The organism is Anoxybacillus sp. J5B_2022, assembly GCF_026847645.1.
Taxonomy (GTDB): Bacteria; Bacillota; Bacilli; order Bacillales; family Anoxybacillaceae; genus Anoxybacteroides.
Genome location: NZ_JAPSMC010000066.1, coordinates 1 through 15286 on the forward strand (window position 1 = coordinate 1; position 15286 = coordinate 15286).

General features: G+C 41.5%; 10 protein-coding genes, 1 other RNA gene and 4 pseudogenes. 12 read left to right on the plus strand and 3 right to left on the minus strand.

Translation table 11 applies throughout. The features are described 5' to 3' along the window. Together M4I42_RS14300 and M4I42_RS14305 are read left to right on the plus strand one after the other, a co-directional pair. On the plus strand, positions 1–874 hold an 874-nt coding region (locus M4I42_RS14300), incomplete at its 5' end, for an MATE family efflux transporter (protein ID WP_268852785.1). Between the two features lie 122 nt (positions 875–996). Next, positions 997–2183, plus strand: a pseudogene (locus M4I42_RS14305) (IS701 family transposase). Between the two features lie 154 nt (positions 2184–2337). Here the strand turns inward: M4I42_RS14305 and M4I42_RS14310 are convergent. Further along, the gene (locus M4I42_RS14310; RefSeq protein ID WP_268852786.1) at positions 2338–3858 is read right to left on the minus strand and encodes an L-lactate permease; all 1521 of its coding nucleotides are present in this window, start codon (positions 3856–3858) and stop codon (positions 2338–2340) included. Positions 3859–4164: 306 nt separating this feature from the next. On the opposite strand from M4I42_RS14310, the gene M4I42_RS14315 reads away from it, so the two are divergent. The 4 genes and pseudogenes from M4I42_RS14315 to M4I42_RS14330 all read left to right on the plus strand — a co-directional run bounded on the left by M4I42_RS14315 (position 4165) and on the right by M4I42_RS14330 (position 7812). After that, positions 4165–4719 carry a helix-turn-helix domain-containing protein gene (locus M4I42_RS14315; RefSeq protein WP_268852787.1) on the plus strand — a complete coding sequence of 185 codons (555 nt, stop codon included), beginning with the start codon at positions 4165–4167 and terminating at the stop codon, positions 4717–4719. Between the two features lie 332 nt (positions 4720–5051). Then, positions 5052–6290: pseudogene (locus M4I42_RS14320) on the plus strand (IS110 family transposase). A gap of 789 nt (positions 6291–7079) precedes the next feature. Next, positions 7080–7619 (plus strand): RHS repeat-associated core domain-containing protein, encoded by a 540-nt coding sequence (locus tag M4I42_RS14325; RefSeq protein WP_268852788.1) that lies wholly within the window; start codon positions 7080–7082, stop codon positions 7617–7619. A gap of 16 nt (positions 7620–7635) precedes the next feature. Further along, entirely contained in the window at positions 7636–7812 is a 177-nt protein-coding gene (locus M4I42_RS14330) for a hypothetical protein (RefSeq protein ID WP_158225559.1), read from the plus strand. Positions 7813–8496: 684 nt separating this feature from the next. Here M4I42_RS14330 and ssrA read toward each other — a convergent pair. Both ssrA and M4I42_RS14340 read right to left on the minus strand, forming a co-directional pair. Next, positions 8497–8842, minus strand: a transfer-messenger RNA (tmRNA) gene (gene ssrA, locus M4I42_RS14335). A 322-nt stretch (positions 8843–9164) separates the two neighbouring features. Continuing rightward, positions 9165–9725 (minus strand): Uma2 family endonuclease, encoded by a 561-nt coding sequence (locus M4I42_RS14340; RefSeq protein ID WP_268852789.1) that lies wholly within the window; start codon positions 9723–9725, stop codon positions 9165–9167. 124 nt (positions 9726–9849) lie between these two features. Here M4I42_RS14340 and M4I42_RS14345 point away from each other — a divergent pair, with 124 nt between their 5' ends. From M4I42_RS14345 to M4I42_RS14370, 6 genes and pseudogenes are all read left to right on the plus strand, one after another. After that, positions 9850–10296 carry a MarR family winged helix-turn-helix transcriptional regulator gene (locus M4I42_RS14345; RefSeq protein ID WP_268852790.1) on the plus strand — a complete coding sequence of 149 codons (447 nt, stop codon included), beginning with the start codon at positions 9850–9852 and terminating at the stop codon, positions 10294–10296. Beyond that, positions 10293–13415: an efflux RND transporter permease subunit gene (locus M4I42_RS14350; protein ID WP_268852791.1), complete on the plus strand. Its 3123-nt coding sequence runs from the start codon at positions 10293–10295 to the stop codon at positions 13413–13415. Before M4I42_RS14345 ends, M4I42_RS14350 begins: the two co-directional genes overlap by 4 nt. Before the next feature lie 72 nt (positions 13416–13487). After that, entirely contained in the window at positions 13488–13709 is a 222-nt protein-coding gene (locus M4I42_RS14355; RefSeq protein WP_194947686.1) for a hypothetical protein, read from the plus strand. Beyond that, positions 13696–14250 (plus strand): DUF6036 family nucleotidyltransferase, encoded by a 555-nt coding sequence (locus M4I42_RS14360; protein ID WP_268852792.1) that lies wholly within the window; start codon positions 13696–13698, stop codon positions 14248–14250. Before M4I42_RS14355 ends, M4I42_RS14360 begins: the two co-directional genes overlap by 14 nt. A gap of 265 nt (positions 14251–14515) precedes the next feature. Beyond that, a pseudogene (locus M4I42_RS14365) lies at positions 14516–14962 on the plus strand (MarR family winged helix-turn-helix transcriptional regulator). Continuing rightward, a pseudogene (locus M4I42_RS14370) lies at positions 14959–15286 on the plus strand (MMPL family transporter); the annotation flags it as partial. The pseudogenes M4I42_RS14365 and M4I42_RS14370, both read left to right, overlap by 4 nt.

A 15286-nucleotide genomic window follows, 5' to 3' on the forward strand; every position in this document is an offset into this window, starting at 1 on the left:
TGGAAGCATTCTACGAGCGGCGGGAGATACCAAAACTCCAATGAAAGTAAGTGTTTGGATAAATATTGTACATATTGTGTTTGATTATTTGCTTATTTTTGGGTTTTGGAAATTTGGAGGGTTAGGTATTACAGGAGCAGCTTGGGCAACAGTGATTGCAAGAATTCTTGGAACTATTGCTCTTTATAGATACATTGTGAAATCCAAACTTCATTTTTCATTATTTGATGGTTTTTCTTTTAACGATAGCCCCCGTTCATTGATAAAATTATCAACTCCTGCCGCCGCTGAGCGTTTAATAATGCGTTTGGGTCAAGTTCTTTATTTTGGACTTATTGTTCATATTGGAACCGCCACTTATGCAGCTCATACGATTGCTGGAAACATTGAAATCTTTTCTTATATGCCAGGTTACGGGTTGGCAGTAGCAGCTACTACATTGGTTGGTCAGAACTTAGGAGCAAATCAAAAGAAAGAAGCTTATTCTTATGGAATGCTTACAACTGGAATAGCCGTTTTATTTATGTCTTTCATTGGGGTTATTTTATATTTCTTTTCCCCTTGGTTTGTAATTTGGTTTACAACAGATAAAAATGTAATTGATATGGTTACAACTGCTTTACGAATCGATGCCTTTGCCCAACCAGCATTAGCAATCGGTCTTGTATTAGCAGGAGCCTTACAAGGAGCTGGCGATACGAAAAGCCCAATGTATTCAACTGCTGTAGGTATGTGGGTTATTCGTGTAATTGGAGTATATATTTTGGGAATACAAATGGGAATGGGTATAGCAGGGGTGTGGTTATCCATATTAATTGATTTGTTTGTTCGTGCTGGATATTTATTATTACGTTTTAAAAAGAAAATGGCTTAATAACTGTAGATGAGCAAATTTGCTAACATAAATTTACAAACTAAACAAAAAAGGAGACATGAACCCGATTCCTTGGTTAGAATAGATGTGCTACCAACTACCCACAAGGAGGTTCATGTCTCATGAATAGATTAGCACATCATCAAGGAATCCACAAGTTTTTCATGACGCTGGGATTGGCGCTTTATTTCTCGAAGCCGGTCATCAAGCATCTCGTTCATCTTGTCGACGCCTTGACGACCAAGGGATTTTCGGGGACATTGACGGATGTCCGGTACTGGAGTTTTCATCCGAATCATCGAACCACGCTCAGCCACTTTTTCACGAAAAGCCCTTGGAACGAGGAAAAACTGCTTGAGAAGCTTCAGGAGTGGGTTCTTCGCCAGATCGAACGCCTGGCCAAACGGACGAATCAACCCCTGTTCCTTTCGATTGATGATACCATTTGCCAAAAAACGAAGCCTTCGTCACGGGCAACGCACGCCATTCAAGGGTGTGACTGGCATTTCTCTCACAGCGATCATCAATTGGTCTGGGGGCATTCGCTTGTTTGGCTGATGGTGCACACCTTCACGCAAGCGTTTCCGTTCGCCTTTCGTCTGTATGACAAGACATCGGGAAGAAGCAAAATCGACCTGGCGATCGAGATGCTTTCCTCGCTCAAGGGGAAGCGGGCTCAGCCGGTGTATGTGCTCGTGGATTCATGGTATCCGTCCCAAGCGCTCATCGAAGCCTGTCTGAAACAAGGATTCCATGTCATCGCCATGCTCAAGACGAACCGGATTCTCTACCCGAAAGGTATCGCCATCCAAGCGAAGGAGTTTGCCCGCTATATCGAGCCAAACGACACCCGCCTCGTCACGGTGGGGAACGAGCGCTATCGTGTCTACCGCTACGAAGGCGCGCTCAACGGTCTTGATGACGCGGTGGTGCTGCTGGCTTGGAAGGCGGATCAACCGATGACGCCGGATCATCTCCATGTCATATTGAGCACCGACCGGGAGCTGAGTGACGAAGACATCTTGCGTTACTATGCCCAGCGCGGACGATCGAATGCTTTTTCCGGCAGGCAAAAGACCAGCTGAAGCTCGATGGGTACCGTGTTCGCCACGTTCGGGCGGTGAAACGGTATTGGGTCGTGGTGCTGTTAGCCTGCGTATACAGCATCGCGGAATCTCAACAAGACATCTCTTCCGGCTTGGAGCTTCTTCGGTCTCGGAAAGGGCACAGCGTCGTCGAGTTCATCTATGACGCCGCAAAGCAAGATATTCCCATTGATGTGATCAAAAAACAGCTCCATGTCGCCTAAGGGGTCCCCTGTTTGTCTCTTAGGGAATGGAAATTACTGTAATGAAAAATACTCATCTACAGTAAAAGAAGTAACAGTTTCGCGAATTGTTTCAATTGACTCCTCATTAACTATGTTAACAAATTGGCTTGTAAAGAGTAGGATATCTAAACAATCATGTAAAAAAATTCAAACATAATATAAAAATAATAATAATCAACATAGCCGTTAGAGATATTGGAAGAATACCTCGTACCAATTGTCCCTCATTTCCTGAATTTTTTGTAATGGAAGCAACTAATGCAACCCTAGATGGTGAAGCCATAGTCATATTAGATGCTGAAACATTTTGGGATGTAGCATACAACAGTTCTGAACTATGTAATTTATTTGCCATTGTGCTTTGAAAATGTGAGAACATTGCATTAGAAGCACTGTTGCTACCACTCATAAATCCACCGATTGCACCGATTATAGGAGATGCAATAATAAACCAAGAACCCAATAAAGCGGCCACATTTGTCGCGATAAAATCTGTCATTCCAGATTGTTGCATTACACTGGACATAGCAACAAATCCGATTGTTGCCATACTTGCTGGATATACTTGTTGTATCGTTCTAATAATGCAGGATTTGATCTGAAACATTTTTAAGCGGTATATCCCAATGGTCACAATAGAAGCTAAAAACAATGCAAATCCCGGGCTATACAAGAGTTCTAAATGAAAATTATATTTTGGTAATCTAACCACCATTACATTAGTAAGGATTAATTTCAAAGACGAATAAAAATGTGATATAAAGATATAAGTCGTTAAAATAAGGTAAGGTATAATAGCTTTTAGAAAATCCCTTTTATTTGTTAGAAGAGTTGATTTTGATACCGCAACTTCTTTAGCAAATTTTTTGTAAATTAACTCTTTTAATTTCCAATAAGTTATCAAACATAAAGAGGATGTAAGTCCTGCTAATACACCAGCTAATTCCGTTGAAACATAAGCGCTTATCAACCATGTAGTTAATGATAACGTTGTTGAAACAATTAATATCTCTAAAAAGTAATTTTTTATAGCTCTCTTCCCTCCACTAATGATAACTACCATTACTGTATAAAAAAAATAAAGAGGAATACTTACTAAGGCGCTATACTTTCCCAGTTCATTGAGGGGGACACTCGATAATTCAGCGTTGATTACTGTTCCAATAGCAAGCGCCCCCCATGGAACAGCAGACTGCGTCAATAAAGACAAGAGAGCCGCCTTTCTTGGTTGAAAGCCTAACGAAAGATATAGGGGGGCGGCTATAACAATTCCGATACCAAAACCACTAGTTGCTTCAAGAAAAGGACCTAATGCTGAGGAAATTAGTAACCCTTGTTCTACCGGTGAGCTACAAAAAAAAGATAATCTGTTAGAAATAATGTTAATAGCCTGGCTTTCACTTAATACGTTATATAAAAGTAACCCAAATATCAAAACATAAATAACAGTAATTGATATCAATAAACCTTGGATAGAGGAATGTAATAAATCTTTTAATGATGTTTCAAAATGGAAAGGCAACAGTGATACGATAACCGACAACAAATATGAATATATTGCTGTGTACATTCCTGAAATTTTTAACCAAATCAAACAAACTAGAGCTAATAAAATTGGTGATACAGACAGTATAAAGTTAAAAAAAAGTTGCATTGTATCTTATCACCCCTATGTATTGTTATTGATAACAATAGTCTTTAAAGTTTTGTTGTGTTAACATTGGAGAATTAATAAATATCACTTTTTCCATAGTTTAAATTCCACTATAGCGGATATGTTTCCATATTATTACTAATTATCATGAAAGTCAAGACAAAAATTCCACTATAGTGTAATATAGTTATGTATCAAATTGATTTTCCGCCATATAATGAAACTTTCCATTCGATCTTTTGCTTAACTTAAACATTTATATTATATCTTTTTTTCAATCTGAACTTATAGCAGGAGGGATTCATCATGAGTTTCGGGGAAAACGTTAAAAAAGCTAGAAAATCTAAGTCACTTTCTTTACAGGAATTATCTGATCGTTGTGGAGTAAGTCGCTCTATGCTTTCGCAAATCGAAAGAGGGGAAAAAAACCCTACTATCCAAGTGGCTTGTCAAATTGCAGAAGGTTTAGATATGACCCTTTCACAATTATTAGGAGAAGATGCTAGAAAAGAGGTGATTGTTATAAAAAAGGAGGAAAGATATATTTATAAGGATGAACATAGTGGTTTTGAAAGACATCTTTTATCCCCTTCTTTCCCATCAAGGGGGATCGAATTTATTTTAAATATTATTCCTTATAAAAAAGCTTCAGGAATTTTCCAAAAGCACAAAAAAGGAGTTAAGGAGTATATCTCGGTAGCTAAGGGTAAATTAAGAGTAAAATTAGGAAATGAAACGTATGACCTAGAAGAAGGCGATTCCATGTATTATGAAGCAGATATTGAACATAGTTTTACCAATATAGGTGATGAAGACTGCCACTATTATCTAGTGATTGATTCGAACAATGTATATTTGTAAGCGGTTTCTAAATAATAATTCACTATAGTAAACAAAACTACTTTTACAATAACTAATATCTAACTATCTCCTAACACTCAGTTGCAGGAAAGGTTGTTTCATTTACGTATTCTTAAACAAAAAGGTTCATCACCAAATTTTGTGATTTAGTGACAAAAAAGAGAAAGCACTGACGAGATCCTGGCAATAATGTTAGCGGTGAAATAAACATTAAGGAGCATTCCTGTTAGAAGTTTTTTCGGGGACTTGAATAAAAAAAGCCCTCTTGGTATGATTCGGGGGTGTCAATCGGATGAATTGACCCCTAATTTGGATACCAAGGAGGACTATACATGAATTCTATCTCAAACAAGAAGATTAATCAAGTCACCGATCAAACGCTCGTCGTTGGCATGGATATCGCGAAAAAGAAGCATTATGCCTGCTTTGTGGGTGAGCGAGGGAGGGTGCTAAAAAAATCGTTTCCCGTTCCGCAATCCAGAGAAGGGTTGGAATGGTTGTACCAGTGCATCGTGAAAGCGATGGAGGAATTTGAAAAAACGGAAGTGATCGTTGGCATCGAGCCAACGGGACATTATTGGCTCAATCTCGCTTACTTTCTTGACGAGAAGGGCATCTCTCTCGTGATGACAAACCCGATGCACGTGAAGCGCTCCAAAGAGCTAGACGACAATCTTCCAACCAAGCATGATGCGAAAGACGCGCTCGTCATTGCCCGGTTAGTGAAAGACGGCCGATTCAGCTATCCTCGTATTCTGAAAGGGATGGAGGCCGAACTGCGCGCAGGGGCGACGTTTCGATCCAAACTCGTGGAAGAGCAGGGAGCGGTTCGAAATCAGATGATTCACTGGCTCGATCGGTATTTTCCGGAATTTACGCAAGTCTTTCCGTCGTTTGGGAAAATGGCGCTCGCGGTGCTGGAATATACGCCATTTCCGAGTGATCTGGCAGGAAAAGAACTAGAAGAGGTGCTGGCCCTTTACCGGCAAAGTGAGGGATTACAATCGCCACAAAAACCGAAAGCGAAGAAGTTGATGGAATTGGCCCAACACTCCATTGGCGTAACGGAAGGACAACAGATGGCCCGTATCGAAATTGCCACACTTGTCCGCCGGTACCGCCAATTGGAGGAAGAAATCGAGGCACTGACCCAGCAACTAACGGAACTTGTGCAAACATCCGTGGAATACGAATGACTCAAAACGGTTCCGGGCCTAGGGGATGCGACTATCGTGGAACTGTTATCGGAAATCGGGAGTTTTTCCCACTATCAGGATCCGCGCTAATTATTGAAACTTGCGGGCCTGACACTGCGGGAGCATTCCTCCGGCCAACACAAAGGGAAAAAACGGATCTCGAAGCGTGGAAGAAGGCGGTTGCGCGCCCTCCTCTTCCGCGTGATGATGCCGATGATCCGCCACAACGAAGCGTTTCGACAGTTACATGAATATTACACGACACGGCCCGATAATCCGTTGCGGAAGAAGCAATCCATTGTAGTGTTATGCGGAAAATTACTGAAGGTACTGCATGCGGTGTGTACGAAACGACAGGCGTTTGACGTGAAGTGAATGATGTAGGACATCTTTGGCCTCGAAACGGCTGCTTGATGCCTACAGTCTCGATTCTCTAGACAACAAGGATGACACGGAGAAGCTGGCGCGATATCATCCGTTCGACCTTGAGTCCCTAAAGGAGCTTAGCCGGCCTCTGCCTGATGACTAGACCGAACGAAGGAATGTAGGCACAAGGATGCCAAGAGACATGGGAGGGTTCGTCATCATCAGCGATGCAGAGATCCAAGGTGCATCACATACACTTCCCCCACTACAACCAAATTTAACCAGTAGTGACCGCGAAGCGTACCCAGTCAATGTAAGATATACACATATTTAAGAAATAATATTAGAAACTTTGTCGAAAAATATTTTTTTGACACCCCTGAAACGGCTACAACCGTTGATATATCAACATTTATAGAGGGAGTAGAATTTAATGGAGGAGGATTTTTACTGGTCTATATTTAATTTTTCAGTTGGAATTTTTGGGATTTGGATGTTTTTTTACACAACACGACAAAGATTTTTTCATAGCAAAACTTTTAGTCGTCTTAAATATATAACCCCATTGCCTATATCTTTTAATTTTTGGCTTATTAAAATTTTGTATTTTGTTGGCGGATTATTATGTGTTGTAGTTGGAATATATGGAATGGCTCGTCCATTTCTCTAAGTAATGAGTATCCATGATGCTAGTGTTGGCATCATGGATCTGTTTTTAGGGAATGATACGTATTACTTAGTTTATCGGATGAAACAGACGCCAACAACAACATCACAGCGGAATATACGTGGGACGCATTGGGCCGCCCGGTCACGATGACGAAAGCCGGAGCCACTTACTACTATCATGTGAACGGTCATGGAGATGTCGTCGCATTGACGGACGCAAGCGGAAATGTCGTCGCCCAATACGAGTATGACGCATGGGGTAACATTGTGTCTAAAACCGGTGCGATGGCAACAGCGAACCCATACCGTTATGCCGGGTATTATTACGATGGGGAAACCGGGCTATACTACCTAATGGCGCGGTATTATGATGCGAATATGGGACGGTTTATTACAAGAGATACGTTCCATGGGTTTGAAAATGAGCCGCAAAGTTTGAATCAGTATGCGTATACGAAAAATAACCCGGTAATGTATGTGGATCCAAATGGAAACTATGCATGGATCGTATTGTCATTTCTAAGCGGGGGCGCAAATGCAACTTGGCAAATGGTTTGGGACTTTTATAAAAAATATAAATTTAATCGGAGTGCGTGGATAAATAAATTTAATTGGAAAAAATTCAGTAATTTAATTTGTTACGGGGGGATTAATAGGTATATATGGTAGAGGAATAACTAGTTATATGACCAAGTCTCAAATAGCTAAAGCAGGTCAGTTTGCCTGGGATGTCACATATGCGGCAAAAGAATATATATTATTGCAAGCAGCAGGGGGAGACCCTATCACATGGTCTGGACTAGTTAACGCTATTTGGAATAAGGCTAAAGGATATCTAGGTTTTTTAAAGAAATTAAAGTAAAATACTTTAATTATATAAAGGAGTTGTTATGTTTATCTTATTTGCGGCAAGTATGGTGCTGTTATCGGGGATAGCTCTTCTTTATTGGACAATAAAGCACTTAAATAACGAGATTCATAAACAGAACGAATATATAAATGATCCCACTCCAGAATCTTTTAATAAAGTTGTTATAATGTATTTTTTAAATATAATCCTAAGAATGTTGCCAGTAAACATTATAAAAGGAATATTAGTCATATTTTCGATCGGTTTAATATTTTTGTCAGCATTCTTTTTTTCTCTACTGTAGGTGAGCAAATTAGCTAACATAAATTTACAGCCAAACCAAAAAGGCGACATGGACTCGATTCCTTGGTTAGAATAGACAAGTGCAGCTCTTGGCGGCGCTAGAGTTGAGGCCGCCTCCGAAGATTGTAGGCATCCATCCTCGCGCCTAGATACACGCTGGAAGGATGCCCAAATGCCTCTCGTCCCTTTGGCCTCAAGGGATGAGAGGCATTTTGTTTACTTAGTCACTGTCGAACTCGGTATACAATGCAAGGTAAAAAAGCGGTGCAAAATCCGCACAAAATTTTCGCCCATTCGCTGGCTTCTTTCGGATTCTTGAAAAAGCAAAAACGACCGCAAACACGGTCGCATCAAGGGTTTCACGATTTCGCATCCGAACCGTTCGGATGTTGGAAATGGAGACGGTGGAACCCACGTCCAGAGGCATCGCCACTTAAGCATCTACGAGCGTAGTCGGTATATTTCACTTCGCCGTCCGTTCCGCCTACCGACAGGCCTCCCGGCGGCTAGCCTGGTTCGTCTCTTCCCTCATCCTCAGGCGGCGGATTTGGGCGTAGCCCGCTTCATATGAGCTCCTCGAACGCCACGCGGGCGATGGCGGGAGGAGCTAGCTGCAGCAATTAGGCAGCTAAAGCGTAGTTTTGTTTGCCAGTTATCTTTAGGTGACGTTTTTACGAGGACGTCCCCCTCGGCTCGCCGCTTAAGCTCGACCTACCCCTGTCGAATCCGGATCGTCCCCGCGGTGGCGAAGAAAGATCGGAATAGCGTAAGCGATGGATAACTGGCTGTTGCATTATTTGTGCAGCGTGCCTGTCACGCCCCGATAATTTCCTTATGGATTACACTTATTTTGCTTGGCTTCCTCATAATTCTTTTATTCATGAAAAGAAAACAAAACAAAACGAAAGACACGAACTGAAAATATTGGTTATCAAATTTTTAAAGCTCATTCTGTTTTTAATGCGGTGACATGGTGGATGTTCCACGCGCTATCGCGGCTTAAATGATAAAAAGAAAAAGGCTGCCCAATCCGCTTGCTATGCGGTTATTGGCAGCCTTTTTTATTGAAAAAATAATCGCTTCGCTTCGAGAGAAAAGTTTGTAAATATAAAGGACGTAATTGTGTCGTTTTCTCCAAACGCCTCTCTTTTTTTAAAAAAACCATCCTCTAATCCAAATACTTCAACCGTTTTATATACGGGATCAACAATCCAATATTCTTGCACATGAAACTGTTCGTATAGCTTAAATTTTTCGTTTCGATCTTTTAACGCTGTAGATGGAGAAAGAACCTCGACGATAAGTGTTGGTGCGCCTAAACAGCCGTTTGGTGTTAAATTGTTTCGATTGCAAATAACAGAAATATCTGGTTGTACGACATGTTTTGCATGCATGTAGTCATCGCTGTCAGAGAGACGAACATCAAACGGAGCAATGGCAACGTAGCAATTTTTATTTTGAAAATGCGAACGAAACGCAAACGATAGTTCCATGACAGTAAATTGATGCTCCCATGTTGGTGAAGGGCTCGTGTTGTAAGCTTTCCCGTCAATGAGCTCCCAACGCCCGTCCCATTGAACATAATCGGCATACGTATACAGTTTGGATGATTGTGGATTCATCGCGTATCCCTCGCTTTTTTCATCATTATATCACACATCACTTTATCATTGACCATTCCGTGTTTTATCGTTATATTATTAAATAGTTAAACAATTGAACTATTTCGATAGGAGGCATTGACAGATGGAGGGAAGCATACAACAATTTATTGAGCGTTATTTATCCGTTTCGTTTCTCGTAAATAAGCGAGGGGCTGCACTAATGAAATGTGAATTAGACGATGTGACGCACGATCAATATTATGTATTGCGCTACATACATAAGCGTGGGATGTGTACATCGACGGAATTAGCGGACGTGTTTGCGGTGAATAAAAGCGCGATTACTGCGATGACGAATCGCCTCGTTGAAAAAGGAATGATTGAACGAGGAAAAGATGGAGACGATCGTCGCGTCATTTCTCTTACACTTACAGAAAAAGGAAAGATGTGGCTTATTGAAACAGAACAAAAAGTGTACGAACTTGTTCAGACGATGATGACGAAGCTTTCGTACGAGGAAATTGAACTGTTTATTCAAACGTATGAGAAACTAGCGAAGATTTTACAAGAAATGGAGGAGAAAAAATGAAAACGATTATTCGCGGAAAATGGGTCGTTTTACTCGCGTGGGTTGTCGCCACTGTCGTGCTCGTTATGACTGCTCCGAATATGGCACAACTTGTGCGTGAAAAAGGGCAAATTACCGTCCCAGACGGCTATTCGTCTTCGCTTGCTAGCGAGTTATTAAAAGAAGTACAAAAGCAAGAAAATAAGGAAGGGGAAATGAGCGCCGTCCTCGTCTTTCATCGCAAAGAAAGATTGCAAGAAAAGGATTGGAATGAAATTGAGAAGGCTATTGAACAACTACAAGCGAAAAAAGAATCGCTCGGTTTAATACAAATTGTTTCGCCACTTGATGACAGCTCGCTCAAAGAAAAGCTCGTTTCAAAAGATGAAACAACGGTACTCATTTCGCTTCAATTAGAACGAAACAAACGCACCGCAAAAGAAATAAGCACAGCCCTTTATGAGGCGATCGAGCATATTGATGTGCCGCACTATTACACAGGTAGTTGGATGATTGATGAAGATGTCGTGCAAAGTTCACAAGAAGGATTGAAAAAAACGGAAGGCATTACCGTCGTTTTTATTTTAATTGTTTTATTTCTTGTGTTCCGTTCGCTCGTTGCTCCGTTTGTCCCGTTGCTGACGGTTGGATTGACGTATATCGTATCGCAATCTGTTGTTGCTTTTCTTGTCGATCGAGTGGACTTTCCACTTTCTACGTTTACACAAACGTTTTTAGTTGCCGTTTTATTCGGAATTGGCACAGACTATTGCATTTTATTGCTTAGTCGCTTTAAAGAAGAGTTAGCGAAGCGGGAAGATCGAACTGAAGCGATTATCGCCACGTATAAAACAGCAGGAAAAACGGTTATTTTCAGCGGATTAGCGGTCATGATCGGATTTGCGTCCATCGGCTTATCGACGTTTAAACTGTATCAGTCTGCATCAGCCGTAGCGGTCGGTGTCGTTGTGTTGCTTGTTGCCCTTGTTACGCTTGTGCCGTTTTTTATGGCTACACTTGGTGAAAAGCTCTTTTGGCCGATGAAAGGAGCTCTTGAACATAAACCGAGCAAATTATGGGATGTGGCAGGTCGTTTTTCTTTCGCTCGTCCGTTATGGGCGCTTGCGATCGTGGCAGTTATGACATTGCCGATTTTATTGACGTACGATGGCAAACTTTCTTTTAATTCGATGGCGGAAATCGGAGATCGTTACGCGTCTGTTAAAGCATTTAACATCATTTCAGCCCACTTTAGTGAAGGGGAAGCGATGCCGACGAAAATCGTCATGAAAAATGATGAAGCGATGGATGATGAACAATATTACTACTTGATTGAAAAAATTAGTCGCGAAGTGGCAAATATTGATGGCGTGGAAGCTGTTCGTTCAGTAACTCGCCCGCTTGGAGAGCCGATCGATCAATTGTTTGTGACAAAGCAAGCGGAACAGTTAAAAGATGGACTTGGAAAAGGGGCGGACGGCATCGGGCAAATTCGTTCCGGTTTAAGTGAAGCGAGCAGCGAAATGGCAAAGTCAGCTCCGAAGCTAGAGCAAGCGACCGGAGGTATTCGCGAGCTCGTCAACGGAACGTCAAAATTGAAAACGGGAATGACTGATTTACAACAAGCATTGAAGCAGCTCGAAGATGGGGTGCGAAGCGGAGCGGTTGGTGCGGCTGATCTTGAAAAAGGATTGCAAACGATACAAGCGAATATGAAAAAGCTGCATGATGGGGCAAACGAGTTGCGAAAAGGATATGAACAAGCAACTGGTGGACTACGTCAGTTGAGCGAACAATACGAACAAATCGAAGGGGGATTGCGCACTATTTCCCAACAGTTGCCGCTTCTTTCTCAGTCGTTGAATCGTATTGAAGACCGTCATACGGGCTTGCGTGAAGATGCGGAGTATGCACATGTAAAGCAAGCTGTTCAACAGATGAGCGCACAAATGAATACGTTATCTGATGCACTTGTTCAAGTGAACGACGCGTTACAAAATGTTCAACGTGGTTTACAACAAGCAAATGAATCATTTGCGACAATAACAAACGGACAGCAAGCGCTTATTACTGGAATGGATGAAGTGATCTCTGGACTTGGAAAGCTTCGTTCTGGATTAGAGCAAGCAGCGGATGGTCAAGGGCAAATCGTGCAACGATTGCCAGAAGTGACAAATGGATTAGCGAAGGTGAACGAAGGTCAACAGCAGCTATTAGCTGGCTTTTCGCAACTGAACAACCAAATGGATCAACTCATTTCAGGACTAAATCAAAGTGTCAATGGATTGCGACAAGTAGAAAATGGATTACAGTCCGCAAAACAGTACGTTTCTGACTTAGCGAATGCGCCAGATGAAGAAATGGCGGGATGGTATATGCCGCCACAATTGTTGACGAGCAAGGAATTTGCCCAAGCGAAGGAAGAATATATGTCGAAAGATGGAAAAGTTATAACGTTTGATGTTGTCTTTTCATCCAATCCGTATGAAACGACGACGATGAAAAAAATCGCAGAAGTGAAAGAAGCGATCGCTCGGGCGGTGAATGGCACAAAACTTGAGCATGCGAAAGTAGGCGTTGGTGGCGTAACAAGCATATATTCCGATTTGCGCGACATTTCTGCCGCTGATTATGCCCGAACATCTATATTTATGCTTGCAGGAATTTCCATCATTTTAATTGTTCTTCTTCGTTCGTTTATTATGCCAGCGTATTTAATGTTATCCCTAATTTTAACATATTATACATCGATGGCGTTTACTGAACTTGTGTTTGTCGATGTGCTCGGATACGAAGGGATAAACTGGGCTGTTCCGTTTTTCGCATTCGTCATTTTAATGGCGCTCGGTATTGACTACAGCATTTTCTTAATGGACCGCTTTAACGAATACCGTGACAAAACGGTGCAAGAAGCGATGCTTGAAGCGATGCGCCATATGGGAACGGTCATTATTTCTGCTGCTGTTATTTTAGGAGGAACGTTTGCGGCGATGTATCCGTCCGGGGTTTTGTCGCTATTACAAATTGCAACGATTATTTTAACAGGGTTATTTTTATACGCCCTTGTTGTTTTGCCGTTATTTATTCCAATAATGGCGAAAACGTTTGGGCGGGCCAACTGGTGGCCATTTATAAAATAAGAGCGGGATCATGCCCGCTCTTTTGTGATATAATGTGAAAAATAGTTGTTGGAGTGAAACGAAGTGAGAAAAATGAATATGTCTGAACTAAACGATTGGATTTTTTCACGCAAAGGAAGTGTGGAACGAGATATATTAAAAGATGGAAGAGAGCAACATGTACGTTTACGTCCACGCGACAAAGAGGAAATGCGTATATTAGATGAATTATGCATAAAACGATGGAAAAAAGCGGAGCAAGAAGGAAAAATTAAATATTTGAACGAACGAGTGTGGTATTATGAATTCGATTAAAGAGGCGAAAGAAAAACTTCAGTCGCTTCGAACGAAAACATCGTTTGAAAAAATGGTTCAAGTTACAGCCATTTTAACGAAGCTGTTGGAGCCACATCGCATACGTCCGATTATTGTTGGCGGGCTTGCGGTTGAAATATATACGCGTGGAGATTACACGACCGTAGACATCGATTTAATTGTTAGTGATCGTGAAAAAGCGGGACAATTGCTTCGTCAACTTGGTTTCACTCCGTCAGGAAGACATTGGTATCATGATGAATTGTTTGTTAGTGTGGAAATCCCAAATGATATGTTAGAAGACGCTGATGATGATAAAGTAATTGAGTTGAAGTTAGAAGATGGGTTGCATGTATATGTCATCGGAATTGAAGACATTATATTAGATCGCTTGCGAGCATGTGTGCATTGGAAATCGAATTCTGATTGTGAATGGGCAAAAAGAATGTTTCTTCTTCATAAAGAGCGACTGGATTTGATATATATGAAACAAATGGCGAAAAAAGACGGAACAAGCAAAAAACTAGAGCAATGGTTGTAAACGAGAGCGGGTGTCGATGCCCGCTCTTGTTGTTGATGCGTCACCTGTCGAATGATCCCGACAACCCATGTTGGTGAAGGGAAGCTTTTCCGTGGGTGAGCTCCCAATGCCCGTTCCATTGAAAATTGGCATACGTATACTCTAGCTTCATTGCATATCCTTGTTTTTCCTTATTACCACGTGATTTAATCGTTGACGATTTTCTCTATAATAGTTATATTATTTAATAGTTAAATAGTTGAACTATATCGAAAGAGGTGGTTGTTTGCATAGCAACGTGCATGAGTTAATTGAGCGGTATTTGTCTGTTTCGTTTCTTGTCAATAAAAAAGCAGCAGCGCTTGTAAAGTGTGAACTGGATGAGATGACGAACGACCAATATTACTTGCTTCGCTATATGAGCAAATGAAACGTTTGTACATCGAGCGAATTGGCGGCAGTGTTTGCCGTCAATAAAAGTGCGATTACGGCGATGACGAATCGGCTAGTCGAAAAAGAAATGATTCAGCGTCTTCGCGACGACATCGACCGGCGTGTCATTTATTTATCGCTAACGGAAAAAGGAAAAGCGTGGCTAGCGGAAACAGAAACAAAAATTCATCACTTGGTCGAATCGCTGATTACGCAATTTTCCGAAGAAGAAATTGAATCATTTATTCAAACGTACGAAAAGTTAGCGAATATTTTGCAAAATCTGGAGGAAATGAAATGAGAGCGATCGTGAAAGGAAAATGGTTCGTTTTGCTCGCTTGGATCGCAGCCGTCGTAGTGCTAGCGATGACGGCACCAAACATGGCCGACCTTGTGCGCGAAAAAGGGCAAATCACCGTTCCAAAAGGCTATTCTTCTTCTTTAGCCATCGACATTTTAAAAGAAGTGCAGCAAAAAGAACAAAAAGGAAACGAAACGAGCGTTGCCCTCGTCTTTCATCGGAACGGAAAACTGACCGACAACGATTGGAAAGAAGCTGAAAAAGCGATTCAACAATTAGAAAACGAGAAAGAAACACTCGGCATTACGCAAATTATTTCTCCGT